General features: G+C 45.6%; 24 protein-coding genes. 19 read left to right on the top strand and 5 right to left on the bottom strand.

Annotated features, from left to right (window positions below; all coding sequences use genetic code 11):
• The first annotated feature begins 23 nt into the window (after positions 1–23).
• The 4 genes from ASG16_RS12920 to ASG16_RS12905 all read left to right on the top strand — a co-directional run bounded on the left by ASG16_RS12920 (position 24) and on the right by ASG16_RS12905 (position 4,510).
• Complete coding sequence (locus ASG16_RS12920) at positions 24–1,520, top strand: leucyl aminopeptidase (protein ID WP_056491560.1); 1,497 nt, start codon at positions 24–26, stop codon at positions 1,518–1,520.
• Between the two features lie 40 nt (positions 1,521–1,560).
• Positions 1,561–1,992 (top strand): CoA-binding protein, encoded by a 432-nt coding sequence (locus tag ASG16_RS12915; RefSeq protein WP_056491558.1) that lies wholly within the window; start codon positions 1,561–1,563, stop codon positions 1,990–1,992.
• 36 nt (positions 1,993–2,028) lie between these two features.
• A complete protein-coding gene (locus ASG16_RS12910; protein ID WP_056491556.1) occupies positions 2,029–2,625 on the top strand; it encodes a sulfite oxidase-like oxidoreductase in 597 nt (198 codons plus the stop codon).
• Positions 2,626–2,734: 109 nt separating this feature from the next.
• Positions 2,735–4,510 (top strand): FG-GAP-like repeat-containing protein, encoded by a 1,776-nt coding sequence (locus tag ASG16_RS12905; protein ID WP_056491554.1) that lies wholly within the window; start codon positions 2,735–2,737, stop codon positions 4,508–4,510.
• 29 nt (positions 4,511–4,539) lie between these two features.
• Here ASG16_RS12905 and kimA read toward each other — a convergent pair whose 3' ends face one another.
• Positions 4,540–6,357 carry a potassium transporter KimA gene (kimA, locus tag ASG16_RS12900; protein WP_056491552.1) on the bottom strand — a complete coding sequence of 606 codons (1,818 nt, stop codon included), beginning with the start codon at positions 6,355–6,357 and terminating at the stop codon, positions 4,540–4,542.
• Positions 6,358–6,710: 353 nt separating this feature from the next.
• Between kimA and ASG16_RS12895 the strand changes: the two genes are divergently transcribed.
• Complete coding sequence (locus ASG16_RS12895; RefSeq protein ID WP_056491550.1) at positions 6,711–7,304, top strand: YdeI/OmpD-associated family protein; 594 nt, start codon at positions 6,711–6,713, stop codon at positions 7,302–7,304.
• Positions 7,305–7,381: 77 nt separating this feature from the next.
• Here ASG16_RS12895 and ASG16_RS12890 read toward each other — a convergent pair whose 3' ends face one another.
• Positions 7,382–8,203 carry a DUF2785 domain-containing protein gene (locus tag ASG16_RS12890; RefSeq protein WP_056491548.1) on the bottom strand — a complete coding sequence of 274 codons (822 nt, stop codon included), beginning with the start codon at positions 8,201–8,203 and terminating at the stop codon, positions 7,382–7,384.
• A gap of 232 nt (positions 8,204–8,435) precedes the next feature.
• Here ASG16_RS12890 and ASG16_RS12885 point away from each other — a divergent pair, with 232 nt between their 5' ends.
• The 3 genes from ASG16_RS12885 (at position 8,436) to ASG16_RS12875 (ending at position 11,587) form a co-directional block, all read left to right on the top strand.
• Complete coding sequence (locus tag ASG16_RS12885; protein WP_056491546.1) at positions 8,436–9,011, top strand: sigma-70 family RNA polymerase sigma factor; 576 nt, start codon at positions 8,436–8,438, stop codon at positions 9,009–9,011.
• On the top strand, positions 9,001–10,062 hold the full coding sequence (locus ASG16_RS12880; RefSeq protein WP_198674220.1) for a hypothetical protein: 1,062 nt from the start codon (positions 9,001–9,003) through the stop codon (positions 10,060–10,062). Before ASG16_RS12885 ends, ASG16_RS12880 begins: the two co-directional genes overlap by 11 nt.
• Before the next feature lie 148 nt (positions 10,063–10,210).
• A complete protein-coding gene (locus tag ASG16_RS12875; protein WP_056491543.1) occupies positions 10,211–11,587 on the top strand; it encodes a YcdB/YcdC domain-containing protein in 1,377 nt (458 codons plus the stop codon).
• Between the two features lie 63 nt (positions 11,588–11,650).
• Here ASG16_RS12875 and hcp read toward each other — a convergent pair whose 3' ends face one another.
• Positions 11,651–12,946 carry a hydroxylamine reductase gene (gene hcp / locus ASG16_RS12870; RefSeq protein WP_056491541.1) on the bottom strand — a complete coding sequence of 432 codons (1,296 nt, stop codon included), beginning with the start codon at positions 12,944–12,946 and terminating at the stop codon, positions 11,651–11,653.
• Between the two features lie 145 nt (positions 12,947–13,091).
• Here hcp and ASG16_RS12865 point away from each other — a divergent pair, with 145 nt between their 5' ends.
• Positions 13,092–14,591: a nitrate/nitrite transporter gene (locus tag ASG16_RS12865; protein ID WP_056491539.1), complete on the top strand. Its 1,500-nt coding sequence runs from the start codon at positions 13,092–13,094 to the stop codon at positions 14,589–14,591.
• A gap of 83 nt (positions 14,592–14,674) precedes the next feature.
• Here ASG16_RS12865 and ASG16_RS12860 read toward each other — a convergent pair whose 3' ends face one another.
• Positions 14,675–15,382: a Crp/Fnr family transcriptional regulator gene (locus tag ASG16_RS12860; protein ID WP_056491537.1), complete on the bottom strand. Its 708-nt coding sequence runs from the start codon at positions 15,380–15,382 to the stop codon at positions 14,675–14,677.
• 185 nt (positions 15,383–15,567) lie between these two features.
• On the opposite strand from ASG16_RS12860, the gene ASG16_RS12855 reads away from it, so the two are divergent.
• The 10 genes from ASG16_RS12855 (at position 15,568) to ASG16_RS12810 (ending at position 23,030) form a co-directional block, all read left to right on the top strand.
• Complete coding sequence (locus tag ASG16_RS12855) at positions 15,568–16,608, top strand: hypothetical protein (RefSeq protein ID WP_056491535.1); 1,041 nt, start codon at positions 15,568–15,570, stop codon at positions 16,606–16,608.
• A complete protein-coding gene (locus ASG16_RS12850) occupies positions 16,595–18,769 on the top strand; it encodes a molybdopterin oxidoreductase family protein (protein WP_056491533.1) in 2,175 nt (724 codons plus the stop codon). Before ASG16_RS12855 ends, ASG16_RS12850 begins: the two co-directional genes overlap by 14 nt.
• Entirely contained in the window at positions 18,762–19,331 is a 570-nt protein-coding gene (locus tag ASG16_RS12845) for a 4Fe-4S dicluster domain-containing protein (protein ID WP_017251305.1), read from the top strand. Before ASG16_RS12850 ends, ASG16_RS12845 begins: the two co-directional genes overlap by 8 nt.
• A 16-nt stretch (positions 19,332–19,347) precedes the next feature.
• Positions 19,348–19,881, top strand: coding sequence for a Rieske (2Fe-2S) protein (locus tag ASG16_RS12840; RefSeq protein WP_056491531.1), 534 nt, complete (start codon positions 19,348–19,350; stop codon positions 19,879–19,881).
• A complete protein-coding gene (locus ASG16_RS12835; RefSeq protein ID WP_056491529.1) occupies positions 19,865–20,068 on the top strand; it encodes a hypothetical protein in 204 nt (67 codons plus the stop codon). Before ASG16_RS12840 ends, ASG16_RS12835 begins: the two co-directional genes overlap by 17 nt.
• Before the next feature lie 28 nt (positions 20,069–20,096).
• On the top strand, positions 20,097–20,414 hold the full coding sequence (locus ASG16_RS12830) for a hypothetical protein (RefSeq protein WP_056491527.1): 318 nt from the start codon (positions 20,097–20,099) through the stop codon (positions 20,412–20,414).
• A 57-nt stretch (positions 20,415–20,471) separates the two neighbouring features.
• On the top strand, positions 20,472–20,984 hold the full coding sequence (locus ASG16_RS12825; RefSeq protein WP_241970749.1) for a hemerythrin domain-containing protein: 513 nt from the start codon (positions 20,472–20,474) through the stop codon (positions 20,982–20,984).
• A 163-nt stretch (positions 20,985–21,147) separates the two neighbouring features.
• Entirely contained in the window at positions 21,148–21,432 is a 285-nt protein-coding gene (locus ASG16_RS12820) for a DUF4183 domain-containing protein (protein ID WP_048034488.1), read from the top strand.
• Between the two features lie 107 nt (positions 21,433–21,539).
• The gene (locus tag ASG16_RS31520) at positions 21,540–21,941 is read left to right on the top strand and encodes a DUF4183 domain-containing protein (protein ID WP_056491523.1); all 402 of its coding nucleotides are present in this window, start codon (positions 21,540–21,542) and stop codon (positions 21,939–21,941) included.
• 189 nt (positions 21,942–22,130) lie between these two features.
• Positions 22,131–23,030: an SDR family oxidoreductase gene (locus ASG16_RS12810; protein WP_048034487.1), complete on the top strand. Its 900-nt coding sequence runs from the start codon at positions 22,131–22,133 to the stop codon at positions 23,028–23,030.
• 7 nt (positions 23,031–23,037) lie between these two features.
• Here the strand turns inward: ASG16_RS12810 and ASG16_RS12805 are convergent, their stop codons facing one another.
• Positions 23,038–23,637 carry an undecaprenyl-diphosphatase gene (locus ASG16_RS12805; protein ID WP_056491522.1) on the bottom strand — a complete coding sequence of 200 codons (600 nt, stop codon included), beginning with the start codon at positions 23,635–23,637 and terminating at the stop codon, positions 23,038–23,040.
• Positions 23,638–23,772 lie beyond the last annotated feature (135 nt).

Raw genomic sequence — 23,772 nt, 5'->3', positions numbered from 1 at the left:
CACACAGAAAGAGGGAAGAGTATATGAAAGTAGCAGTAGAAAAACGCATACAGCTTGTGAATATCGTGTGTGATGAACTGATTGTTCCGCTATGGAAGGGTGAGGAGATTTCGCAAGTTTACCCGGAATTGGACGAAGCTTTTGGCGGCAGTCTGAGTGGCTTGCAGCAGGATAAGGAAGTGACGGGTGAGGCAAAGGAAATTACGGTTGTCCACGGAATGAACAACGTAGCTGCGAAAAAACTGTTGATCGTCGGGATGGGTGAACCAGGCAAGTTTGATTTCGTCGCAGCCCGAAATGCATGGGGACGTGCAGCCAAAACGGTTGTGGGAAAAGGCAACGGCAAAACAGTGGTTATTGATTTGCCAACAACAGAGCATCTGAGTGCTGACCGTCTGGCACAGGCCGTGACAGAAGCCTTTGGACTTGCCGAATACAATTACGAGGGCTACCGTCAAAAGGCAAAGCGTGAGTCTGACCCAATTGCGACGGTGCAAATTTTGTCAGCAGATGCCGATGCTTCATTGGTACAGGCAGGTGTTGCACGTGGTTCGGCCCTCGTATCCGGAACGAATCTGGCCCGCACGCTCGTCAATGAACCAGCTAACTACTTGACTCCACGCGCTTTGAAAAATGCGATGGTCGAGGTAGCAGAGCGCTATGGCATGACTGTGGAAGTAATGGAAAAAGCGAAGCTGGAAGAGCTGGGGATGGGCGGAGTGCTCTCTGTAGCGAAAGGAAGCGAGCTTGAGCCTTATGTTGTGGTAGTCAAATATCAAGGAAGAGACACGTGGGACGATGTCATTGGCTTGATCGGTAAAGGCGTGACATTTGATACAGGTGGGATCTCCATCAAGCCAGTAGCAGGCATGGAAGACATGAAGTCGGACATGGGTGGAGCGGCTACGATGATCGGCGCATTGGAGGCACTGGGGCAAATTAAACCAAAAGTAAACGTACTGGCTGTCGTCGGTACTGTGGAAAACATGCCATCCGGAACGGCATTCCGTCCAGGCGATGTCATCACGACCATGAGTGGCAAAACGGTAGAGATCATTACGACAGACGCCGAAGGTCGTCTCGTACTGGCTGATTGCATCACCTATGCAAAAGAGCAAGGAGTGTCTTGCCTGGTGGATGCCGCTACCTTGACAGGTGGTATCGTGGTCGCGCTTGGTCATTTCTGCTCTGGCGCCATGACCAATGACAAAGCACTGTTGGATGAGCTGATGAATGCAGCAGATGTCGCGGGTGAGCGCTTGTGGCAACTCCCAACCTTCGATGAATACCGCAGCCTGAACAAGAGCCGCTTTGCCGATTTGAAAAACTCGGGTGGACGTTATGGCCACGGCATCATCGGCGGTGTTTTCCTGCAAGAATTCGTTGGCGATACACCGTGGGTACATCTGGACATCGCGGGTACGGCATACACAGCAAGTGCTGGCGACATGCAACCAGCTGGCGGTACCGGAGCGATGACACGCACGATTGTTGAGTTTGTTTCCAGTCGTAGTGAATAAGAGGTAGTTCCATTTCCATATAAAAAAGGAGTGTTTTCACATGGCACAAAATCCAAGCAACGAAGCACGTCGTCAACTGCTGGAGGATGCAAAAACGATCGCAGTAGTGGGTCTGTCCAACAAGCCGGATCGCACCAGCTATATGGTATCGCAAGCTATGCAGAACGCTGGTTACAAGATCGTCCCGGTCAATCCTGTCATCGCGGGTGAAACAGTTTTGGGTGAAAAAGTACTTGCCAGCCTGTCTGAGATTGATCAGCCAGTAGACATCGTTAACGTGTTTCGCCGCAGCGAAGACATCCTGCCTGTTGCAGAGGAAGCATTGAAAATGCAGAACAAGCCAAAAGTGTTCTGGATGCAACAAGGCATTGCCAACGAAGAAGCTGCTAAATTGGTTGCAGATCAAGGCATTGAGGTTGTACAGGACATGTGCATTAAAGTAGATCACGCCTTGCTGCGGGTTGGGAAATAATCGAGAACACTGATCAGCGAGGGGAGTGGAAACAACATGTTTATCAATCCATCATCAGACACCAAACGCGACCGTATTCCCCCTAATCAGAAGCAGACGACAGGTTTTCCTGTCCTGCACTACGGGGAGGTTCCTGAATATACAGACCTGTCCACCGAGTGGAGCTTTCGTCTTTTCGGTCTTGTTGAAGAGGAAGTTGCCTTGACCTATGAGCAAATGATGGCTCTGCCAAAAGGCGGTACGACTAACGATATTCACTGTGTTACAGGCTGGAGCAAGCTGGATAATGAATGGGAAGGCATTCCGGTGGAGGAAGTACTGAAGCTGGTAAAGGTGAAGCCGGAAGCGAAGTACGTCATGCTGCACGCTGAGCACGGATGGACTGTGAACATTCCGCTTGTCGATTTCATGAAAAGCGGCAATCTGTTCGCTACCAAACACAACGGCGAGGATTTGACCCCTGAGCACGGCTGGCCGCTGCGCTTTGTCATTCCGCATCTCTACTTCTGGAAAAGCGCCAAGTGGGTGCGTGGGATTGAGTTTATGGAGAAAGACAGACAAGGGTTTTGGGAGAAGAACGGGTATAATATGTACGGCGATCCTTGGAAAGAGCAGAGGTTCGCTTGGGATTGATCATACAAGAAGAGGGGCGGGAAACCGCCTCTTCATTTTTTTTAGTGGATTCACCTTTATGCCTAAGCAGCCATATCATGATCAAAGGCATTTGCATAGGATGCAGGGAATGACTGCCTGTATTCCTGTAAGAAAGGGTGAATCCAATTTGGCCTGCCCATTTTTTCAACCCGCAGTTGAATATAATACGGGAGGAACATCTCCTTCCAGCATTACTTCTGCCGATTTTAACAGAGATGGTCGCATAGACTTGGCCGTAGTGGATAGTGGGTCCAATGATGTTTCCATTCTTTTGAACAATGGGTCCGGCGTATTTTCCGTATCACAAACGATCCCCTTCAGTACTTTGTTTCCCGGGTCTTTATTAGGGCAAATTGTAGCAGCTGATTTAAATGAAGATGGTTCTATCGATTTGGCTGTTACAGATCAATCTTCCAATAACCGAGTTTTTATCCTTTTAAATATGGGGGATGGCACTTTTGCTGCACCTGTGGCTTATAGTACCGGTGTGTTTCCTGCTGTTTCCGAATCTTTTGCGATTGCTGTAGGGGACTTTGATGGTGTGAATGGTTTGGACTTAGCTATAGCAAATAGGGGCCAACTTGCAGGAACTAGTTTTATTACTGTCTTGTTGAATGATGGATCGGGTGTATTTAGTATGGCGGCAGGGAGTCCTTTTGACACGAACCCAGGATTGGCCCCAACTGATATTGTTGCGGCTGACTTTAATGGAGATGGCAACCTTGATCTGGCCACTGCCAATCGAGACACGAATGATGTAACTATATTTAAAGGGAATGGGAACGGTACGTTCCAAACTCCTGGAGTGAGTTTTTCTGTACTTCCCGGAGGCTCATCGCCCAGTAGCCTTGTAGCAGTTGAATTAAATGGTGATGCGTTTATTGATATAGCTGTCGCAAATAACGCAACGAGTAACGTAACCGTCTTTCTAAACGATGGTTTTGCTTCTTTTACAGAAGCAATGGGAAGTCCCTTTTCCTTGGGTACGGATGCATTTCCTTTTGATATAACAGCGGCTGACTTTACTTGTGATGGATTCATTGATTTAGCTACCCCGAATGATGGCTCTGATAACATTTCTGTACTCATCAATGACGGGACGGGAGGGTTCTCGACTCCCTTCCAGTTCCCCACAGGTGCAGGTCCGCTCAGTATAACCGTAGCTGATTTTAACGGAGACGGAAGAATTGACATCGCTACTGCAAACGAGGATTCGAGCAATGTTTCTGTTTTGCTCAATGGATGCGTGCAGCCACCAACCTGCCCACCTGACATGGTCGTACCCTGCCCTATTGTAAACTATCCAACACCTGTTGCCACCTGCCCGGGAGTCACTGTTACCTGTTCTCCGCCTTCCGGCTCGCTTTTTCCAGTGGGGGATACTGTTGTCACCTGTACGTCACAAGATATATTTGGGAATACAGAAGTATGTTCATTTACCATCACCGTTATGGACGAACCTCCAACCATCACTTGTCCTGAAGATATCACAGTCCTTGTTTTACCTGGGCAAACTTCCGCTACTGTTACCTATGAAGTCACGGCCACTGATACTTGTGGGGTAACCTCTATTACCTGTCATGGGATCACACGGTCCTTTTCCCCGCCTGCCCCAATTGCAGTTGCAACTTTCACCATGGACTTTCCTGTAGGAATGACGCTGCTCACCTGCACAGCCAGGGATCAGTCAGGAAATACGGCCTCTTGCAGCTTTGTTGTAACCGTCACTTCTGGGGTCTCCAACAGTATTCAGCCAGAAATCATTCGAGTAAAAAAAGTGTATGATTGGGTAGTCTTTCAATCTAATTTTAGGCTCATACTTGATTTAAATAACAGACATGAAGATCCAGGTAATCAAAAATGATGGAAGTTTATAGGGGAAAATGTACTGCTTCATCTCTTTAATCGGTATGGAACCGTAGCAATTTTTACATCCTGGCGGGCGAATAAATACGCGCGGATTAATAAACTCGTCTGGTTATGAAGTAAGTTATGCCACCACCGCTTGGTAATAAACTGTGGAATCATGACAGTAACATGATCCGTTTCTGCCTTTTTCCACTCAACCGTGTCAATAAACTTAAACAAAGGTCTTATTATACTGCGATAATGGGAACGCAGGACAATCAAACGCACGCCGGGATTCCAGAGTTCCCATTTTTCCTCCATTTTTTTCATGTCTTCATCACTGAATCCGACGTAGACAGCGACAATGTCGTCTGACAAGGATTGCGCATAACTAATGGTGTTTTTCACCACTTGCGAAATCCCAGCCACAGGAATAACGATAACACTCCCTTTGGGTTCGGGTTTGTCTGTTTCCATATCAAGGCGTAACTCATTTGCCAAATCTCTATAATGCTGATTTATCTTCCTAAAGATGAAAATGACGATAGGAAGGAACACAAAAATTGGCCATACCTGCGAGATTTTTGTAATGAAAAAGATCAGGCAAATGGTAAGGGTCGTTAGCATTCCTAAAGTATTAATAACAAAAGGTGTGAGCCACCCTCGTGGCTTTTTGGAAATCCAGCGTTTCATCATTCCAGCTTGTGACAAGGTAAACGGTATAAAAACACCCAGCGCATATAACGGGATTAAGTTTTCCGTTTTTCCTTTAAATGCAATCACTAATACTGCTGAAAGAATAGCCAAGAAAATAATCCCGTTTGAAAAACCAAGACGATCTCCTCGAACCATAAACATATTTGGCATAAATCTGTCCTTGGCTAACATAAAGGCGAGTAAAGGAAAGGCTGCAAAAGCAGTATTAGCGGCCAGGAATAAAATAAGTGCTGTAACAGCTTGAATCGAGTAATACATGATCCCTCGTCCAAAAACAGTAGAAGCGATTTGAGATACCACCGTTTCCTTTGGGTTCGGTGAAATACCATACAAATAAGCCAACAGGCTAATCCCCATGAACATAACACCGAGGATAAGTCCCATCATGATAAGCGTTAATGCTGCATTTTTCGGTGCTGGGTCTCTGAAGTTGGGAATTGCGTTGGATACGGCTTCTACCCCTGTTAATGCCGAACACCCTGAACTAAATGCTCTCAATAGAAAAAATAAAGATATACCTGGAACAACTGCCCCATATGCTGGGGGATGGGCTTGCACATTTCCCACCATCCATTGATATCCGCCGCCAATAATTAAGACGAGAATAGCGACAACAAACAAATAAACAGGGTACATTAAAATCGTTGCCGATTCTGTAATTCCACGTAAATTTAATACCGTTACGATAGCAATCATGAACAGAGCAATAAGGACGCGATGTTCATGTAGAACTGGAAATGCCGAAGTAATAGCGTCTGTAGAAGCAGACGTACTAACAGCAACCGTTAAAATGTAGTCCACGAGCAAAGAGCCACCTGCAACCAGTCCAGTAGTGGTTCCTAAATTATCCTTTGCGACAATGTATGCTCCACCACCAGTTGTATAAGCAAAGATGGTTTGGCGGTAAGACAAAATGAGTATGGTTAAAAGACCAACAACCGCAATGGAGATGGGAAGAGAGTACCACATCGCTACTGCACCCAAAGTAATTAACACGAGAAGAATCTGTTCTGTTCCGTAAGCGACAGAAGATAGAGCATCAGATGAAAGAACCGCCAAAGCTTTTACTTTATTTAATTTTTCTTCGGCAAGTTCACTTGATTTCATAGGTCTACCGAGCAAAAATCGCTTGAATTCTGAGATCATGTGTATTCCCCTTATCTGCCATTTTTCGTTAGTTTTCCCACTACCACAATAAAATTAGTCAAAGGATGAAGGTTACTTACGAGTAAAAGAAAACGGGTTCTTGCCCTTTCGCTTCATGCTTTTGGACAAAACCCGTTACCATCATGTAATTAGATTCACCTGAATTCCCTATGGCATGTATGTTTCTTTTGGACAAGCAGTCTCATCATTTGAGCAGGAAAGTCCTCGCTCACTCTGCTAAAGCTTTTTCTTTAAAAGAAGGAACCTGAATACATGATGATAGAATAATACAAATACCATAATGTCAAAACTAAAAATTGACATGACACCAACTAGATGAGGGGTGTTCCTTGATGACAACAAGTAAAACGAATCCCAAGGTTGATGAATTTTTAAGCAAGGCGAAAAAGTGGAAGGCAGAATACGAGAAGCTCAGAAGTATTGTTCTTGACTGCGAGTTGACCGAAGATTTTAAGTGGATGCATCCTTGTTACACGTTTGAGAAAAAAAACATCGTTTTAATACATGGGTTTAAAGAATATTGTGCGCTACTGTTTCAAAAAGGTGCCTTGTTAAAAGACCCAAATGGGATTCTCATCCAACAAACGGAGAATGTACAGTCTGCGCGCCAGATCCGGTTCACCAATGTGGACGAAATTATGGAAATGGAGTCTATTTTGAAGGCCTATATTCAGGAGGCCATTGAAGTTGAAAAATCCGGTTTGGAAGTGGAATTTAAAAAGCATGAAGAATACATCGTTCCTGAAGAATTTCAAAATAAATTGGATGAAATCCCTGCCTTGAAAACTGCTTTTGAAGCATTGACTCCGGGACGGCAAAGAGCCTACATTCTTCATTTTTCCGCTCCCAAGCAAGCCAAAACGCGAGAGTCAAGGGTTGAAAAATGTATCCCCCAAATTCTTGAGGGAAAGGGATTAAATGATTAGTATATTTGATAAGATATGAATGGAGAAGAGGCGGGAGAACCGCCTCTTTTTTGTTTTGTATTCGTTTCATTCCGATATCAGGAATAGTATACTTTTTCTATTTTATATAATGTCTGCTCGATGGTTGGGCAGAGATCGGCATTTCCTTTGTAAAATTTCAAGCGGAAGTACAAACTTTTCAAAAAATTCTTTATATTGATTTTTTGTTTAAAGGCAGGAAGAAATTCGGAACTCTTATCCACATCACCAAAACTATGAATCCATTGCTCTACATAACTCTGGCTAAGTTCTTTTCTATTCATAACACTAACAATGGCTGTTACCATTCTCTCATCTTCCCCATCGGAGTAAATTCGATCGGTTATGGTCATCTTTTCGTAAACCAAATCGAGAATGGTGATGAGTTCATTTTTATCCAGTTCGGAACATTGAGCTAGATCGTCTAATGCATCCGCTGCATGGGCTATGGCATGAGCCCAGCCTTTTTCTTCATCATATCCTCGGTAATCTCGTTCTTCTCGTACGCTGAAAAATACTTTCTCTTTTATCTCATGGATGTTCTCTCTGGAGAGAAAGGGTGATTCTCTATGCCTCATGAGGAGTAGTGGTATGACTAGCATAGAGAAAGAACGGGTAAAGACAGAGTCTGTATTTGTTTCACCAACCTTAAAAAGCAAATGGTTTTTATCTAGAATGATTGGTATCAGTTGTTCTAGTTCGCTTGCAGTTAGAGAATTACTAGGAATCCAATGTGATAAGGTTGTATAAATGAGGTCATCACGTAATGTGGCATCCAAAGAACCAATTTCATTTATCATTTCTAATACGAATGGTAATGTATCGGGTGGTGCTTGGTAGCCATTTTCTTTTATGAATATCAACTTTTCTTTTACATTCATTTTACACGCTCCCACTCTTCATTTTTCGAACTGACATTACGGCTTTACTTTGTAATTTCTGTAATTTTAGGTTTCGACATAATTAGGTTATCACCCTTCCAAACATGGGTAGTTCTGACTGTGGTGGGGTGAGAAGTAGCAGTACAGCAAAAAAAATACGAAGAAAACCGAACCTTTTTCCGATCGAGAGACAATATAGGGTGTAAGCTGCTTACTCAGGAGGGCCCTCTGAATGGAAAATGAAGAGATGTACCAATTACTTATAAAAATGAAAGAGGGTGACGAACAGGCATTTCATACGATGTATGATGCTACCTTTCAGGACGTATACCGGACCGTCTCCTTTCTGGTGGATCATAAGCAGGATCGGGAAGATGTCATGAATGAAATCTATATGCAAATGTGGACCTCACTTGCTAATTACGATACGAACCGTCCTTTCCAGTTCTGGCTGCATGGCCTGGTAATCCGTCAAGTGCAGAGATTTCGGGTCAAGAGCTGGAGGAGATTCCGCATTTTTGAACGCGTTCGTTCCTTCTCCCACGAAGAGTCTTATTTAGATGAACATACTGCGTTGATGGATGGAACAAACCAAATGATATCCCAATCCATACGAAAACTGACCGACAAACAGCGGACAGTGATTATCTTCCGCTTTTATCACGACTATACTCTTGAGGAAATTGCGACTTTGCTCGATATTCCACTGGGTACAGTCAAGTCCAGATATCATGCTGGCCTCCAGGCGCTTCGAAAAAACTTAGGGAATCTCCCCCTGGAAAGGATGGAAAAGGTCAATGACTATTGAACGCAAAATCCGTGAACATCTGCATGAAGAGGCAGAAACGATGGAGTGCCCGCCGGCCATTTCCAAACGAATCGAACAATCTTATTCTCACTATTTGCAACGAAAAAGGAGCGAAATAAATATGAAAAAACGATTAATTGGTGGAATTGTTGCTGCTGCGATTTTGATTCCAACCGCAGCATTTGCGGCCCCTGTTGTGATTGACATGCTTACTCGAGCACCAATGACTTCTGAACAAGTCAAGCTGGATGAGGTTGGTAAAGCAACACTGGAGAAGCTGTATCGTGCCATTCCCGAAACAAAATCGTTTGAGATTATTGATGCAAGCTACCTTGGAGATCCGAATGATTCAACCAAAAAGGTCCAACTAAGCATCGTCTTGCAGGAAAAAGGGGGAACCGGCAAAAAGATTACCCTCCATACAAACGGTATTACGGATGAGATTCAAGACCTGACGCAAGAGAATTGGGAGCCTAAGGAGAAGCCACTCATTACTTTACCCGATCAGGAAATCAAGGGGAAGGTAGATCAGCTTATTGATCAATTGTACGGCAACATCAAAGATTACGAGGTTGTCATGGAGCAAATGGACAATCCCAATCAAAAAACATTTATCTTGAATTACACCAAAAAGGGATCAGGAGGAGAGGGTTACCAAGTCTTTGTTCAGGAGAATAGAATTAGTCTTTCTCCGGTAGATTTTGAACCATCTAACGCTGAAGTAGAAGGTTATTTCTCCAGAGACGGTAAGCCTGATTATTATGCTGATAATTTTATAAACAATGAAAAACTGTTTGCTCTACTAAAAATGAGCCCGACAGAGTTAAAAGAAGAACTAGCAAAAGGAAAATCTGTTGTGGAGGTTGCAGCATCGAAAAATATCTCGAAACAACAAGTCATTGATGTGATTGCAAAAACACAGGCTGAAGGACAGCTTCAAGATGGAAAAAATAAAGTAACGATCAGCGATGATTTACTGAAACAAATGATGAAAGAAGTTGAACCAAAAGTCGTACAAATAATTGAACATAAAACGGAAACGAAATGGTAGAAATAGCAAGTCAAGGTGGAGGAAAAGAGGCGGGAAACTGTCTCTTTTTTTGTTTTACAAAATATGTATATTGATATAAGGTTAACAAAGAATGGAAAAATATCAATATAATGAAATCGATAGGAATAGATAGAGGAGGAACATGTGTATGAAGCAAAGTAGTACAAAAGGATTTTGGAAACGATTGTCGATTCTCTTGCTTTTATCCTTACTCGTACTAGGCAATATTGCAGATGAGAGTACACTGGTACAGGCGGCTGAGCAAAAATCAGAAAAGATTCTTTCAGAACAAGAGGCTATTGAATACGCCAAGAAATGGGTGACTATCCCCGAAGGCTATGAGTACGGCTTTGGAAACTACTACGAACCGTATGAAGACTATATACCCTATGCGGGGTGGTCCCTTATTTGGAATAAATCAGATCAATCAAGTATCATGTATGTAATTCATCCTGTCTCAGGGAATCTGTTGAGATATCAATACCATGGCGAGCACAGCGAAGCCCCTGGCCCTGCTACAGCGAATAGAAAGCAAATCGCTCTTGAGGGAGTAATGAAGTTTCTCACAAAAGTCATTCCTCCAGAGGAACGAGCGAAGCTAACATTGCTAGAAGAAGGCGATTTCGAGAGCAACAATTCGGAAACGTACTATTTTAAATTTCAGAGAGTAGAGAATGGTATTCCTTTTAAGGACAATGGGATCACTGTAACCATGCGAGGAGACGGAAAGGTTCTGCGATTCAATCGATTATGGTATGAGGGGGAGTTGCCTGACGCAAGCCAAATCATATCGGAAAAGGAAGCGCGCGAGCTGTTGGAACAAAAAACGGAGCCAACCATGTATTATAAGAGTTTTTCTAGTGGAGATCATGAGGAGAAATACATGTTGGTCTACGATTACCTACCAACCGATCCGCAAATGGTAGATGCGATCTCAGGCGTGATGATCGATGGCGAAGGGGCGGTGGCGAAACCAAAGCAACCGATCAAGATTTTGAAGGAAATGCCCTCAGCTCCAAAGGCGGGGAGTCAGAAAGACGGAGCTTTTACCCGTGAGCAGGCGGAGGCGGGTGCAATCCATCTCCTGCAAACGACGCTCCGTGATCAGCTTGCAAATATTTATATGCTTGATCCACAGCCGTATGATGGAGGTCTGAGGGGGAAAGAGACGAATTGGCGGGACTATAAAGTGCATTTTGGATGGTTGAAAAATGGTCTTCTGATTGAGGGCGCAAGATTTAAAGTATCTGTCAACCCGTACTCAGGCAGCAGTATTATAGGGGATGACCAGCTTCCTCCGCCCGTTATTCTCGACAATAACATGCAGAGAGTAGACCTGGCCTTTGCGAAAAAAACGGAGCAAGCCGTAAAAAAATCGCTCGAACTCTACTACTTGCTACCGGATTTAGACTTTAACGAGGTAGAGGAACCAAAACCGCGGCTTGTTTACCGCCTCAGCGGAGACAAAGGAGTTGTCGACGCACACACAGGAAAATGGATCAGTTCCTTAAAAGGTAAAGAATGAAAAAACGGCCGTCATTGGTTAGTCTTACCACTAACTCTCTGACAGCCGTTTTTTCTATTATGCCTACTGAGTGATTCCGAGCATTTGCTTCATATCTTCTTGGGCGTCACCAATCAACTGGATGTGGAACAAGTCTTGCAGTACTTGCAGAACCCCGGGCTGAATGAACTCAGGCAATTTTGGGCCAATCCGTATATCTTGTATTCCCAGGCTAAACAGACCGAGCAGGATGGCAACCGCTTTTTGTTCAAACCAGGAAAGAACGATACTTACCGGCAGCTCGTTCACTTCACACTCAAAGGCATCGGCTAATGCAGCCGCAATCGTAATGGTAGAAACCGAGTTATTGCACTGTCCCAAATCGATATATCTTGGGATGTTGGTACCTGGCACGGTGCCGAAATCTACATCGTTAAAACGGAATTTTCCGCAGGAGGTAGTCAGAATGACTGTTTCTGGCGGTAAGGACGTAGCCAATTCGCGGTAATATTCGCCTCCCTTGCCAGGAGCGTCACAACCAGCGATGACGAAGAAGCGTTTGATCTGTCCTTCCTTGACTGCCTGAATAATTTCAGGGGCGATGCCGAGAACCGTTTTGTGATGATACCCGGTCGTCAATGTCAGTTCCGATTCGATGGAAACCTCAGGGAGAGACAATGCTTTCTCAATGAGCGGCGCAAAATCGTTATCTACAATTTTCGTCACATTTTCCAAACCGGTTATATCATAGGAAAAGAAACGATCGGCGTAGCTGCCTCGAATAGGCATCACACAGTTTGTTGTAGCCAATATGGCACCTGGAAATTTCTCGAACAATTGGCGTTGATCGTACCATGCTTTCCCGATGTTTCCTTTCAAATGAGGATATTTCTTCAGTGCGGGATAGCCATGTGCAGGCAGCATTTCGGAATGCGTATACACATTGATTCCTTTGCCTTCTGTCTGTTTTAACAGCTCTTCGAGAGCAAACAGATTGTGTCCCGTAACAACGATGCATTTTCCTTCGATTTTATTTTGCGAGACTGTAATTGGCTGCGGGACTCCGAAATGATCCGTATGAGCCCGATCCAAAAGCTCCATGACTTTTATCGCAGCTTTGCCTACTTTCATGGCCATTTGCAAATGTTCATCCAAGTTAAAATTCACATTCGTCAATGTAAAATAGAGAGCTTCCTGAGTAATCCCATCCACTTCAGGATCGATATAGCCGAGTTGACGAGCATGTGTGGCATAAGCTGCAATTCCTTTTAAAGCAAAAATTATTGTATCCTGAATACTCGCAAGATCTTCATTCTTTCCGCAAACGCCGATGACCTTACAACCACCTGATGGAGTCTGTTCACATTGATAACAAAACATGTATAATCCACTCCTTCGATTCAAGATTTCGCTTTGATTATAAGCGGATCGTCTGGAAGGAGCTGTGATTAAAATCACAACGAAACCAAACTTTGCCTCTTATCATAGTGGATGAAGAAGATTTCCCAAGTGAGGGGTGTTGTTTATGGTACGAAAATGGCAGTTGCCGTTACAGACGTTGAGTCTTACGGTCGGTTTCATGGTATGGGTCATTCTGTCATCGCTCATGCCTTTTATCAAAGAAACCGTACCCATGAGTGCAAGCGAAGTGGCGTGGGTGACAGCGATTCCAGTCTTGCTTGGATCGTTGCTGCGAATCCCCGTAGGATATTGGAGTAACCGGTTTGGCGCGAGAATACTATTTAGCATCAGCTTTCTCTTGCTGCTGGCTCCTGTTTTTTATATTAGCCAGGCGACCACTTATACAGATTTGTTAATCGGCGGGCTATTTATAGGGATAGGCGGAGCGGTGTTTTCCGTTGGTGTCACGTCTCTACCTAAATACTATCCGAAAGAAAAGCATGGTTCTGTAAACGGAATCTACGGTATGGGGAATATTGGTACAGCAATCACCACTTTTGCAGCGCCAGTTCTGGCTAAATCATTTGGATGGGCCACTACTGTACAGATGTTCATGCTATTGCTTGTGGGATTTGCTGTGCTTACCTTCTTGATGGGGGATAAAAATGAACCGAAGGTAGTGACTCCCCTTGGTCAACAGATCAAGAGTGTCTACAAAAACGAAAAGCTATGGTTAATCAGTTTGTTCTACTTTATTACGTTTGGTTGCTTTGTTGCTTTCACCGTGTATCTCCCGAATTTTTTAGTGAGCCATTTCCAATTGGATAAAGTAGATGCAGGGATGAGAACAGCAGGGTTCATTCTTTTGGCGACACTTGCAAGACCTTTGGGAGGCTGGCTAGGTGATAAGTGGAACCCCTTCAAGGCATTGATAATTGTGTTTGCCGGGCTCGCCTTGTCTGGTATTGTCTTATCGTTTTCGCCATCGATTTTGATGTATACGGTAGGGTGCTTGATGGTGGCGATATGTGCTGGAATCGGTAACGGTGCCGTGTTCAAATTAGTGCCGATGTATTTCTCGCGACAAGCGGGGATTGTAAATGGGATCGTATCTGCGATGGGGGGATTAGGAGGCTTTTTCCCGCCGTTGATCTTGACGATGCTGTTTAATTTGACCGGGCATTACGCGATCGGGTTCATGGCGTTATCTCAGTTTGCGCTGGTAAGTTTGGTTTTGGTGATGTGGATGTTTTATCAAGAGAAGCTACAGCTCGCCGCAACCATTATGGAAAAGACGGGAGAGGCGATACTGATTACCGATACACGAGGAGTTATTAAAAGTGCGAACCACGCTTTTACGAAAGTGACCGGTTATGAGATGAATGAGGTGATTGGCAAGTCTCCCAATATTTTAAAATCAGGCAGACAGGGTGCGGACTTCTATCAAAAGATGTGGGACTCGATCAAGAAGAATGGCTATTGGCAAGGAGAGATCTGGAATCGCCGGAAAAATGGAGATCAGTATCTCCAATGGTTAACGATCAGCGCGATTAAAGACGATGCAGGAGACGTCGAGTACTATGCTGGCATGTTCAGTGAGCTCGCGGAGCAAAGACATGGATAAAGAAGCTTGAATCACTTATGAAAAAAAGTCTTGGACGGACAAGTCCAGGACTTTTTTTGTCCACGAAAATATGTAGAGTTTGCTCACATTTGGCAAATATCAGGAGGGCAATCATCACAATAAATCGCTTCTTTTAAATAGGCAAGGTCCTTAATCAAGATATGCCCGTGGGGAAGCAGATCGATAGAATCCTGTTTTTTCAGATCGGAAAGCATCCGGTTGACACTTTCTCTTGTCAGACCAATGAATTGCGCCAAATCACGATTGGTAAGGGAAAGGTCGATGAGGATTCCGTCGGGGTGTGGCTTGCCGTACGTGTTACTCATGCGGATGAGCGTTGAATACAAGGCGCCAATTTTGCCATTGAGTAGCAAATCACGAAATTTGGACTGCATCCGCCTGTTCATCAATCCCATCCACCGCAGGAAGTCTACGCAAAATTGACCGTTTTTGATGAGCATTTTTTCCAACCCTTGTCGGGGGATGATCCATATCTCACCCTCCATCAGCATGGTGCCTGTGGAGGTGTACGTTAATTCCTGTTCGAAGAGCCCGGAGACGCCGACTAGCTCTCCAGCACCAAACACTTGCAGTGTTAGTTCTTTTCCATCATTTGTGTTCTTTGTGAGCTTGATTTGGCCCGACGAAATTAAGAATAGCTGATCGGCTCTTTCACCATCCAAAAACAGAACGGCTCCGGGAACGAAATTTTTCCGAACAGAAAACGTTTCAAGACTATTCACAAAATCGGAAGAAATCTGCTCCACAAACGTTGTGCCATTTCCGGTCATGTGGGTCCCCCCTAAACCAAGGATACATAGGTAACTCATTATATCATCATAAATTGATGGTTGGGGGTAGGAAATCGTCCTGATTGTGGCAGGGGTGTGAGGTAAATCACAACCTGGGTTACGAGCCATTGCTACAATGGTCTCGAGCGAAAGGAAAAAATGAGCAGCAGCAGGGAGGGTGTTGTATGAACTATCTATTTGCTTCCAAAGTGGCGAAGCGTGCTTTTATCATCATTGCTTGCTTGTTCGTCCTAAGTTACGTGGGAACACGTTTTTTCACGCATATTGATTTGGCGCTTTACGGCTATATGGTGGGGACGCTTGTCTTTATTGGAGGCTTCCTATACCGATTTTCTGCGTGGGCAGATCGCCCGCCAACGAATGTCATTTTGAAAAAGGGGCTACGCCTTCTCTTTCGAAAAAGCACGGCGAATACAACGGTGGATCATCTGGCCATCTATCGCTTTATTTGGAATCGGGGATGGTACCGCTGGACACAACATATTTTGCTGGGATGGGGATGCATCTTGGCCGCGTTTGTCACCTTTCCGTTAGTGTTTGGCTGGATGTATTTCACGATGACGGACAATGGCTACTATCAGGTCGTGTTCATGGGTGTGGATGTTCTGACCGTACAAGCGGATGGCTGGGTTGCTTTTCTCTTTTACAACGCGTTGAACATTACTGCTTTTATGGTCATCGGCGGAGCAGTCATGGCTTTGTATCGCAGACACAAGAACATGCAGGCACGGGCTGAGCAATCCTTTGTCTACGACTTTTTACCTTTATACCTGCTACTGTTTATCAGCCTGACAGGCTTGATGTTAACCGCAAGCAACATGTTCCTAGGCGGCTTTGGGCACCCGGTCATTTCAGTCACGCATCAATTTGCAGTGATTGTGACGTTGATTTATCTGCCATTTGGAAAACTGGCTCACATACCGTTCCGTCCCATGAGTGTGTTTGCACGCAATTATCGCGAGCACTATGGCGAACAGGAAATGAAAAAGTGCAAAGTGTGCAGCAATGAGTTTGTTTCTGCGGAACAATCGGCAGATGTAATCAACGTGCTGGGTAAAAACGAAATGGCTTTTCAAATGGAAGAAGGATTCCACTTGGCTGAACTTTGCTTGCCGTGCCGCAGAAAATACCGGATGTTCCGCTTCACAGGAGTTCCTACGCACGAGATCAATGCCAGGGAGGCAAATCAACATGCCAAAGGATAAATTTTTTAAAGTAATGGAAAACAAGATACATCCGAACGAGAAATTGGTTAGTACGCACTGCTGCTACTGCGGTATGCAATGCGGGATGAACCTGCGTGTAGATACAACGACGAACAAGATTATCGGAGTGGAGCCACGATACGATTTCCCTGTCAATCTGGGTAAGATGTGCCCAAAAGGGGTGACGGCTTATCAGCAGGTGAACCATCCGGATCGGATACAGCGGCCGTTGATTCGAACAGATGCATCATTAAAAGGCACGGCAGAAGGTTTTCGGGAAGCGTCATGGGAAGAAGCACTTGACTTGATCGTTTCCAAGTTCAAGGAGTTGCAGCACAACTATGGCAAAGATACCTTGTCTGTTTACTCTGGCGTTTCCATGACGAACGAAAAATGCTACCTCACGGGTAAGTTTGCGCGGGTCGCCCTGCAAACCCGCTATATCGACTACAATGGACGCTTCTGCATGTCCTCCGCTGCGGCCGGATTGAATCGAAGCTTGGGGATTGACCGCGGTTCTACCGTTCCGTGGACGGACATTCACCAAACAGACTGCTTGTTTTTGGCCGGTTCAAACGCGGCTGAGTGTCATCCAACCAGCATGTTCCGTATTTGGGAAGTGCAAAATCGGGGCGGCTATCTGATCGTAGCCGATCCAAGGGAAACACCATTGGCACGTCGAGCTGATATCCACCTGGATCTGCGACCCGGTACAGATTTGGCGCTGGCAAACGGAATCGTTCATCTCCTGATCAAGAATGGGCATATTGATGAAGATTTTATTCGAAATCATACGAATGGTTTTGAAGAAACAAAAGAAGTGGTTGCTACCTTCACACCAGAGTATGTCAGCGAAATAACAGGGGTTTCGGTGGAGAAGATTGTGCGGGCTGCCGACATTTTCGGGAGGGCACCCGAGGCGATTGTGATGTTTTGCCGTGGTGTGGAACAGCAGTCGAAAGGGACGGACAACGTATCGGCCTATACCAATATGTCGCTCGTCACAGGCAAGATTGGCCGTCCAAAATCAGGTGTGGCAACCCTTACTGGACAAGGAAACGGTCAGGGGGGGCGGGAACACGGGCAAAAAGCCGACCAATTGCCTGGCTACCGCAAGCTCGACAATCCTGAACATGTGCGTGAAATAGCATGTGCCTGGGGCATTTCCCCGGAAGAGATGCCGCAGAAAGGTGTCTCTGCCTATGAGATGTTCCAGTTGATGAAGGATAAAACGATTCGCAGCTTATACTTACTCTGCTCCAATCCGGTTGTAAGTGCGCCAAATCTAAACCATGTTCGGGAGTCCCTGAAAAGTCTGGATTTTATGGTTTGCTGCGACTTTTACTTGTCCGAATCGGCTGAATACGCCGATGTCGTTCTTCCCGTTACGACTTGGGCAGAGGACGATGGAACGACTACCAATCTAGAAGGACGCATCATTCGTCACCGTCAGGCGCAGGAATGGTTTGCCGAATCCAAGCCTGACTGGTGGATTCAGATAGAAATCGCCAAAAGAATGGGGCGCGGACAATTCTTTACTCACTTGAAGTCTCCTCAGGATATTTTTCATGAAATACGTCAGGTCTCCAAAGGCGGAATAGCTGACTATTACGGGGTCACCTACGAGAAAATTGATCAAAACAATGGTGTTTTCTGGCCGTGCCGTGAAGAGGGTGACGAGGGACAGCCTCATTTATTCCTGGATAAAAAATTTTATCACCCGGATGGCAAAGCCAAAATATGTGCGCTGCCTTACCGCCCGCCAGCGGAAGAGCCGGATGAAGAATATCCTCTGCGGCTAACGACGGGACGAGTTGTGTTCCACTATTTGTCCGGGAACCAGACAAGACGAATCCCGTTTTTGAAGGACATGTATCCTGATCCTTTGCTAGAGGTTCACCCAAAAACAGCGACACGTTATGGGATTGAACACGATGAGCTGGTCACTCTGAAAACAAGAAGAGGCGAGGCGCAGTATCGCGTGAAAGTGATCGAGGCCATTCGAGAGGATACGGTGTTTGTCCCGTACCACTGGGGAAAAGCACAGTCTATCAATCTGCTGACCAATCCGGCTTTGGACCCTTACAGCAAAATGCCTGAGTTTAAAGCGTGCGCCGCGAAAATTATCAAGCACAAACATGGAGGAGTTCGCCATGGGTAAACAAGTCTTATACATCGAAATGGACAATTGCATCGGTTGTCGAAGCTGCTTGGCGGCGTGTACACAGTGTGGAGGTCACGACAACCGAAACCGAAACTACGTACTGGATGTGGACCCGTTTATCAACAGACAAACGATTCCTCTCATGTGCTTCCATTGTGTCAATCCTGCTTGTGCCCGTAGCTGTCCTGCTCAGGCGATTCAAATCGCAGATAATGGGGCCGTATTGTCAGCTTTGGTAGAGAAATGCATCGGTTGTCAAAATTGTACGATTGCCTGCCCCTATGGGATTCCCAAATTTGATGAAGAACAGAATCTCATGTACAAGTGTGATCTATGCTACGACCGTACGAAAGAGGGAATCCCGCCGATGTGCGCTTCGGTTTGCCCGACAAACACCTTGCAGTGGATTGAGGAAGCAGAGCTGGAAGAAAAGCGGGCACAGATTCCTTTGGCCAATGGCAAATGGACTGCCAGTCACGACCCGGATGTGCTGGAAGGCGAAACCAATGTGAAAATTAGCCTGCCTGGCATTCTGCAGGGCAAACAGAAGCTATTCTAGAGGGGAGGAATACCTTATGGAGAACGAGAAAACCCGCCCAATTCCGTTGAAGGATGACAATTATACACATAACATCAATCGTTCCAATGAGCGTAGTCTGGATCGACGGAGTTTTATGAAAACAATGGTAGGAGCAGCCGGTCTTTTCGCGGCGTCTACTCTGCCATGGGGGGCATTAGCTGCCAAGGAGCTGATGAGTTCATCCAGCAAGTCGTATCCCACACAAAAAATCGCCAGTCTCAGCGATATAAAACCCGGAGATGCGATTGAGTTTAACTATCCAGGAGAGCATGACAGCGCGTTGTTTGTATATGTGAAGGAAAAGGAATATAAGGCGTATCAAAATGCATGTACCCACCTGCGTTGTCCGGTATTTTGGGACCGAGATGAGAAAGAGCTGCTATGTCCTTGCCATCATGGAAAATTTGATATCGCCACAGGTAAGCCGCTCGCCGGTCCCCCAAGAAGACCACTTCCGGAAATTGTGCTTCAAGAGAAAGATGGAGCTGTATACGCTGTAGGGGTGAAGAGATATGAAGAGCAGCTATAGAGGTGTCATCCTAGTAGCACTGATCTTGTTCGCCAGCATTGTGTGCACCCAGTACACAGTCAATATGTATTTTGCACAGCGATATATGGAGGTGCTATTGCTCAGCGGTGCAACGGTAGTGTTGTTCCCACTGGCATGGATAGTATTGAGAAAAGACCAGCGAGATCGAAGAGAACAAGGGAAATAATCCGGGGAAGGAAGTGTGATCAGTTGCCATGAATCCTAGTAAGAGAACGATTGCCGAGATTCACCAGGAGCTGCCTTCCTTGGTGGATAAAAAAATGGGGATACTCATTCAAGATGTAGCGGATGATGCCGAACCACACAGTCCGGCTCTCTTAGAAAGGCAACTGGCAAAATGGGAGATCACGGAGGATGAGGAGCATCTGCGACTCTATTTTAATCCTTGCCAGTTTGTTGCGATTCCCATCCAGAATGGTCCAGTTGTTTTTTCGCAAGAGGATGATTGCATTCGAATGGTTGTTAGAGACAATCGGGGACAGCTAGCGTATCATATTTCTTTTGGTAACTAACTTCCACTCGTAGATGGAGGGATTGTAATGGGACCACCGCCTATAGGATGTATGGGGATGATGCAGGAGTTTGAGGGGCGAAGGAAGCTGTGTCCAGCTCTGGAAAAATTGAAAGACGAACACCTATCATTAGCTGAGCAGATGAATGATCTGGTACATCTAGCAAATAGCCTGAAATCTACTGCCGAACCTACGAAAAGAAAGAAAGGCTTAACAGAGCTTCATGAGCTGGCGTCCTTGTTTCGGGCAGAACTGGAGAAACACTCCAGACGCGAGGAAGAAGACCTGTATCCCCTGATGGCTAACTATATCGAACGGGAGATGGGACCAATTGCTGTCATGGAGGAAGAGCATGATCTTATTCATGAAAGCCTGATGTCATTCATGCAAATCGTTGAAATGGAAAAGTCTGAGCCTGTAGAGGTAGAAGCTGTCCACACTCATTTGCTGAAGTCAGTAGAAATACTCATGGAACATTTTTTTAAAGAAGAGAGTGTGCTGTTTCCGATGGCAGAATACGTATTGAGTGACGCAGAGAAAGAGCAGTTGCGAGTCCTGTTTCAGGATTAGAAATCATGTCGCCCTCCTACTGGTAAAGTGGGAGGGTAATTTTATTTTCCAATTATATTCTTTTGAGGAAAAATGTGCAGGTTCCTGCTGTCATTTGTCGGTTTCAATCTTATGAAACCAATCATTTACTAGTAGGGATTAAATAGAGGAGGAGGTGTTCTAAGTGCCGATTGTGAAACCGTATTTAACCTCATTGAGATTTACGTCTACCATGGGTGCTGGAACTGGTACTGGTGCTACGTTTGCCATTGCGGCAACAGCCTTTACCAATGACGCGGGCGCTGCTGCGACTGCATTTCCTGGTACGTATGCTTTTTACAATCTCTACATTAACGGGGTAATCCAGGCAGGCAATACTTCCACAATGACAACGACAGCGATTACGATTCCAGATGGAGATGCCGAAAATGATGGTACACCCGTAGTTGTAGAGTTTGTCGTTAACTAAGTTGAATAGGATGGTGGCCCCAGGTGGATGGAATATGCCTGGGGTTCACTCCTATGTGTAAACCGGAGTGAAGGTTCGAAGCACTTCGAGAAAGGACGAGTGATCTCATGAGGCGCCATGTCACACAGTCATACCCAGTGAGGAGACAGTGTCTGCAAATCGTCCAGCCGTTAGGTTGTCCCGGGATTTTCCCAGTAAAACCCTCCCCAACGTGTCCTCCCTGTCCCCCATGTCCATGTACGCCTGGTTTAATACGAACAGAAACCTATCAGTATACGGCCATTTCAGATGGAGTCAAAAACATGTATACCAACAGTGATGCTGTCATCTTATTCAGTACTTCCGGGATTCTGGACCCGAATGAAGTTTCTGTTGTGAATCTATTCATCAATGGAATGCTTCAACCTCCCAATCTATATGTTGTTCAGCCGGGCGTTTTGATTTTGAGTGACATTCCAATACAAGGTGTTCCACTTATTCTTCAGTTCATCAAGATGATTGTCGCATAAATGGTTGCTTCCATAATGGGAAAAGGTCATGTCATACATACATGTCATTTTCCTTCCATGTTGTGCCCTACCAGGGATATTGATCGGCTCGACATACTGGGGAGGCTTGATGGCGTATACGGCGCACAGAAAGAAGGGTAGGCGAATATCATGGCGATATCGACTGAATCCGTACAGGAGGTATTTTCCATGTATCCGAGATACCCATATTATAGTTACAAGACTACTTGCGAAGAGACTCCCCTCACGTTTCCGCCGCAGCATCAGGATCGACAACCGGGGATGGAATACTTGATGGTCCCGCGACCGATTTTCGATAATCCTCACTATATCGGAAGCGGAAAGCTTCGGGGAAAGGTAGCAATTATAACGGGTGGAGATAGCGGGATTGGCCGTGCTGTAGCCGTTGCGTTTGCGAAGGAGGGGGCAGTTGTAGCGATTCCTTATTTGGATGAGCACATCGACGCTGAGGAGACCAAGCAAGTCGTTGAGTATTACGGAGGGCAATGTTTGCTGCTGCCGGGAGACTTGCGCGACGAGGCTTGGTGTCGGGAGGTGGTGCGCCAAACGGTTGGCTGTTTTGGCAAATTGGATGTGCTTGTTTTGAATCAAGGCGTACAGTTTCCACAAGAAAGCATCCTCCATATAAGCCGCGAGCAACTGGAAGACACGTTTCGCACCAACCTTTTCCCCCTTTTTTACATCACCCAAGAGGCGTTGCCGCATTTGCAGCCAGGTAGTTCTATCATTAGTACGGCATCGGTTACTGCTTATGCTGGTCATCCGCAATTGGTTGATTATTCAGCAACCAAAGGGGCCATCGTCTCCTTTACCCGCTCCTTGTCCCTTCAATTGGTCAAGCAAGGCATCAGGGTGAATGCAGTTGCTCCCGGTCCAATCTGGACGCCGTTGCAAGTATCCAGCTATTCCGCAGAGTACATCACGACCTTGGGCGTCGACACACCGATGCGTCGCGCAGGGCAGCCGTTCGAGCTGGCCCCGACCTATGTCTACCTGGCCTCGGATGATTCGGGATATGTCACGGGCCAGGTATTGCATGTCAATGGTGGAACGATAACAGAGACGTAGCGGTGTATCAAAAGTCTCTCGTCTTCGATTTGGCAGGCAAGATCGCTTGCTCTCCTTTTTCATAGAAAGCAAGTAGAGTATGGACAAAACTCAATCTTGGCACGATCATATAGACGGCCAAGGCAGACCCAATGCTGATCAGGGCACCCACGATGACATCTGCCGGATAATGAACGCCTACCAAAATGCGAGAAAGACCGACACAAGCAGCAAGTAGCATCCAGAGTGGCCCCGTCGTCTTTCTAAAAAGCCAGTAGGTCATGCAAAAGGAAAAAAACAGGATCGTATGGTCGCTGGGAAACGAATTGTCGACCGCTTTTTGAACCAATTGATTGACGTTTGCAAGCTCTGCAAATGGCTGATTATTCGCATGTAAGCTGCCGGCTACTTTCCCGAATAGCTCAGCAATGACAAACGTTAACGTCGCACAAAGGACCATGATGCGATTCTCATGTTTTCTCGTAAACCAGTACACCAAAGCACTCAACGCCAGAATAAACACCGTATATTCCGCTACGTAAAAAGCCACGGGATTGAGAGCCGGATACTCTTTCCCCAAGTCATTAATCAAGCGAAAGTAGTGAATGTTGATTTCCATGCCATTCATTTTTGGTGATCCTCCTTTATATGTAACAGGAGAATCGTAATCGATAAGAGAAAAATGGGAAATTGATTTACCTTACGAAATATTACAGGGTTGTAAGGTTGGTTTCGTAGCATCAAGAAAGAGACGGCTGAACCG

The sequence above is a fragment of the Brevibacillus sp. Leaf182 genome (assembly GCF_001423865.2).
GTDB lineage: Bacteria > Bacillota > Bacilli > Brevibacillales > Brevibacillaceae > Brevibacillus > Brevibacillus brevis_C.
This window is presented reverse-complemented; position numbering and strand designations above follow the sequence as displayed.

What these genes read in the sequence shown, in the direction of transcription:
- ASG16_RS12920 (WP_056491560.1), top strand. Translation starts at nt 24, where the DNA reads ATGAAAGTAGCAGTAGAAAAACGCATACAGCTTGTGAATATCGTGTGT.
- ASG16_RS12915 (WP_056491558.1), top strand. Translation starts at nt 1,561, where the DNA reads ATGGCACAAAATCCAAGCAACGAAGCACGTCGTCAACTGCTGGAGGAT.
- ASG16_RS12910 (WP_056491556.1), top strand. Translation starts at nt 2,029, where the DNA reads ATGTTTATCAATCCATCATCAGACACCAAACGCGACCGTATTCCCCCT.
- ASG16_RS12905 (WP_056491554.1), top strand. Translation starts at nt 2,735, where the DNA reads ATGACTGCCTGTATTCCTGTAAGAAAGGGTGAATCCAATTTGGCCTGC.
- kimA (WP_056491552.1), bottom strand. Translation starts at nt 6,357, where the DNA reads ATGATCTCAGAATTCAAGCGATTTTTGCTCGGTAGACCTATGAAATCA.
- ASG16_RS12895 (WP_056491550.1), top strand. Translation starts at nt 6,711, where the DNA reads ATGACAACAAGTAAAACGAATCCCAAGGTTGATGAATTTTTAAGCAAG.
- ASG16_RS12890 (WP_056491548.1), bottom strand. Translation starts at nt 8,203, where the DNA reads ATGAATGTAAAAGAAAAGTTGATATTCATAAAAGAAAATGGCTACCAA.
- ASG16_RS12885 (WP_056491546.1), top strand. Translation starts at nt 8,436, where the DNA reads ATGGAAAATGAAGAGATGTACCAATTACTTATAAAAATGAAAGAGGGT.
- ASG16_RS12880 (WP_198674220.1), top strand. Translation starts at nt 9,001, where the DNA reads ATGACTATTGAACGCAAAATCCGTGAACATCTGCATGAAGAGGCAGAA.
- ASG16_RS12875 (WP_056491543.1), top strand. Translation starts at nt 10,211, where the DNA reads ATGAAGCAAAGTAGTACAAAAGGATTTTGGAAACGATTGTCGATTCTC.
- hcp (WP_056491541.1), bottom strand. Translation starts at nt 12,946, where the DNA reads ATGTTTTGTTATCAATGTGAACAGACTCCATCAGGTGGTTGTAAGGTC.
- ASG16_RS12865 (WP_056491539.1), top strand. Translation starts at nt 13,092, where the DNA reads ATGGTACGAAAATGGCAGTTGCCGTTACAGACGTTGAGTCTTACGGTC.
- ASG16_RS12860 (WP_056491537.1), bottom strand. Translation starts at nt 15,382, where the DNA reads ATGACCGGAAATGGCACAACGTTTGTGGAGCAGATTTCTTCCGATTTT.
- ASG16_RS12855 (WP_056491535.1), top strand. Translation starts at nt 15,568, where the DNA reads ATGAACTATCTATTTGCTTCCAAAGTGGCGAAGCGTGCTTTTATCATC.
- ASG16_RS12850 (WP_056491533.1), top strand. Translation starts at nt 16,595, where the DNA reads ATGCCAAAGGATAAATTTTTTAAAGTAATGGAAAACAAGATACATCCG.
- ASG16_RS12845 (WP_017251305.1), top strand. Translation starts at nt 18,762, where the DNA reads ATGGGTAAACAAGTCTTATACATCGAAATGGACAATTGCATCGGTTGT.
- ASG16_RS12840 (WP_056491531.1), top strand. Translation starts at nt 19,348, where the DNA reads ATGGAGAACGAGAAAACCCGCCCAATTCCGTTGAAGGATGACAATTAT.
- ASG16_RS12835 (WP_056491529.1), top strand. Translation starts at nt 19,865, where the DNA reads ATGAAGAGCAGCTATAGAGGTGTCATCCTAGTAGCACTGATCTTGTTC.
- ASG16_RS12830 (WP_056491527.1), top strand. Translation starts at nt 20,097, where the DNA reads ATGAATCCTAGTAAGAGAACGATTGCCGAGATTCACCAGGAGCTGCCT.
- ASG16_RS12825 (WP_241970749.1), top strand. Translation starts at nt 20,472, where the DNA reads ATGATGCAGGAGTTTGAGGGGCGAAGGAAGCTGTGTCCAGCTCTGGAA.
- ASG16_RS31520 (WP_056491523.1), top strand. Translation starts at nt 21,540, where the DNA reads ATGAGGCGCCATGTCACACAGTCATACCCAGTGAGGAGACAGTGTCTG.
- ASG16_RS12810 (WP_048034487.1), top strand. Translation starts at nt 22,131, where the DNA reads ATGTATCCGAGATACCCATATTATAGTTACAAGACTACTTGCGAAGAG.
- ASG16_RS12805 (WP_056491522.1), bottom strand. Translation starts at nt 23,637, where the DNA reads ATGAATGGCATGGAAATCAACATTCACTACTTTCGCTTGATTAATGAC.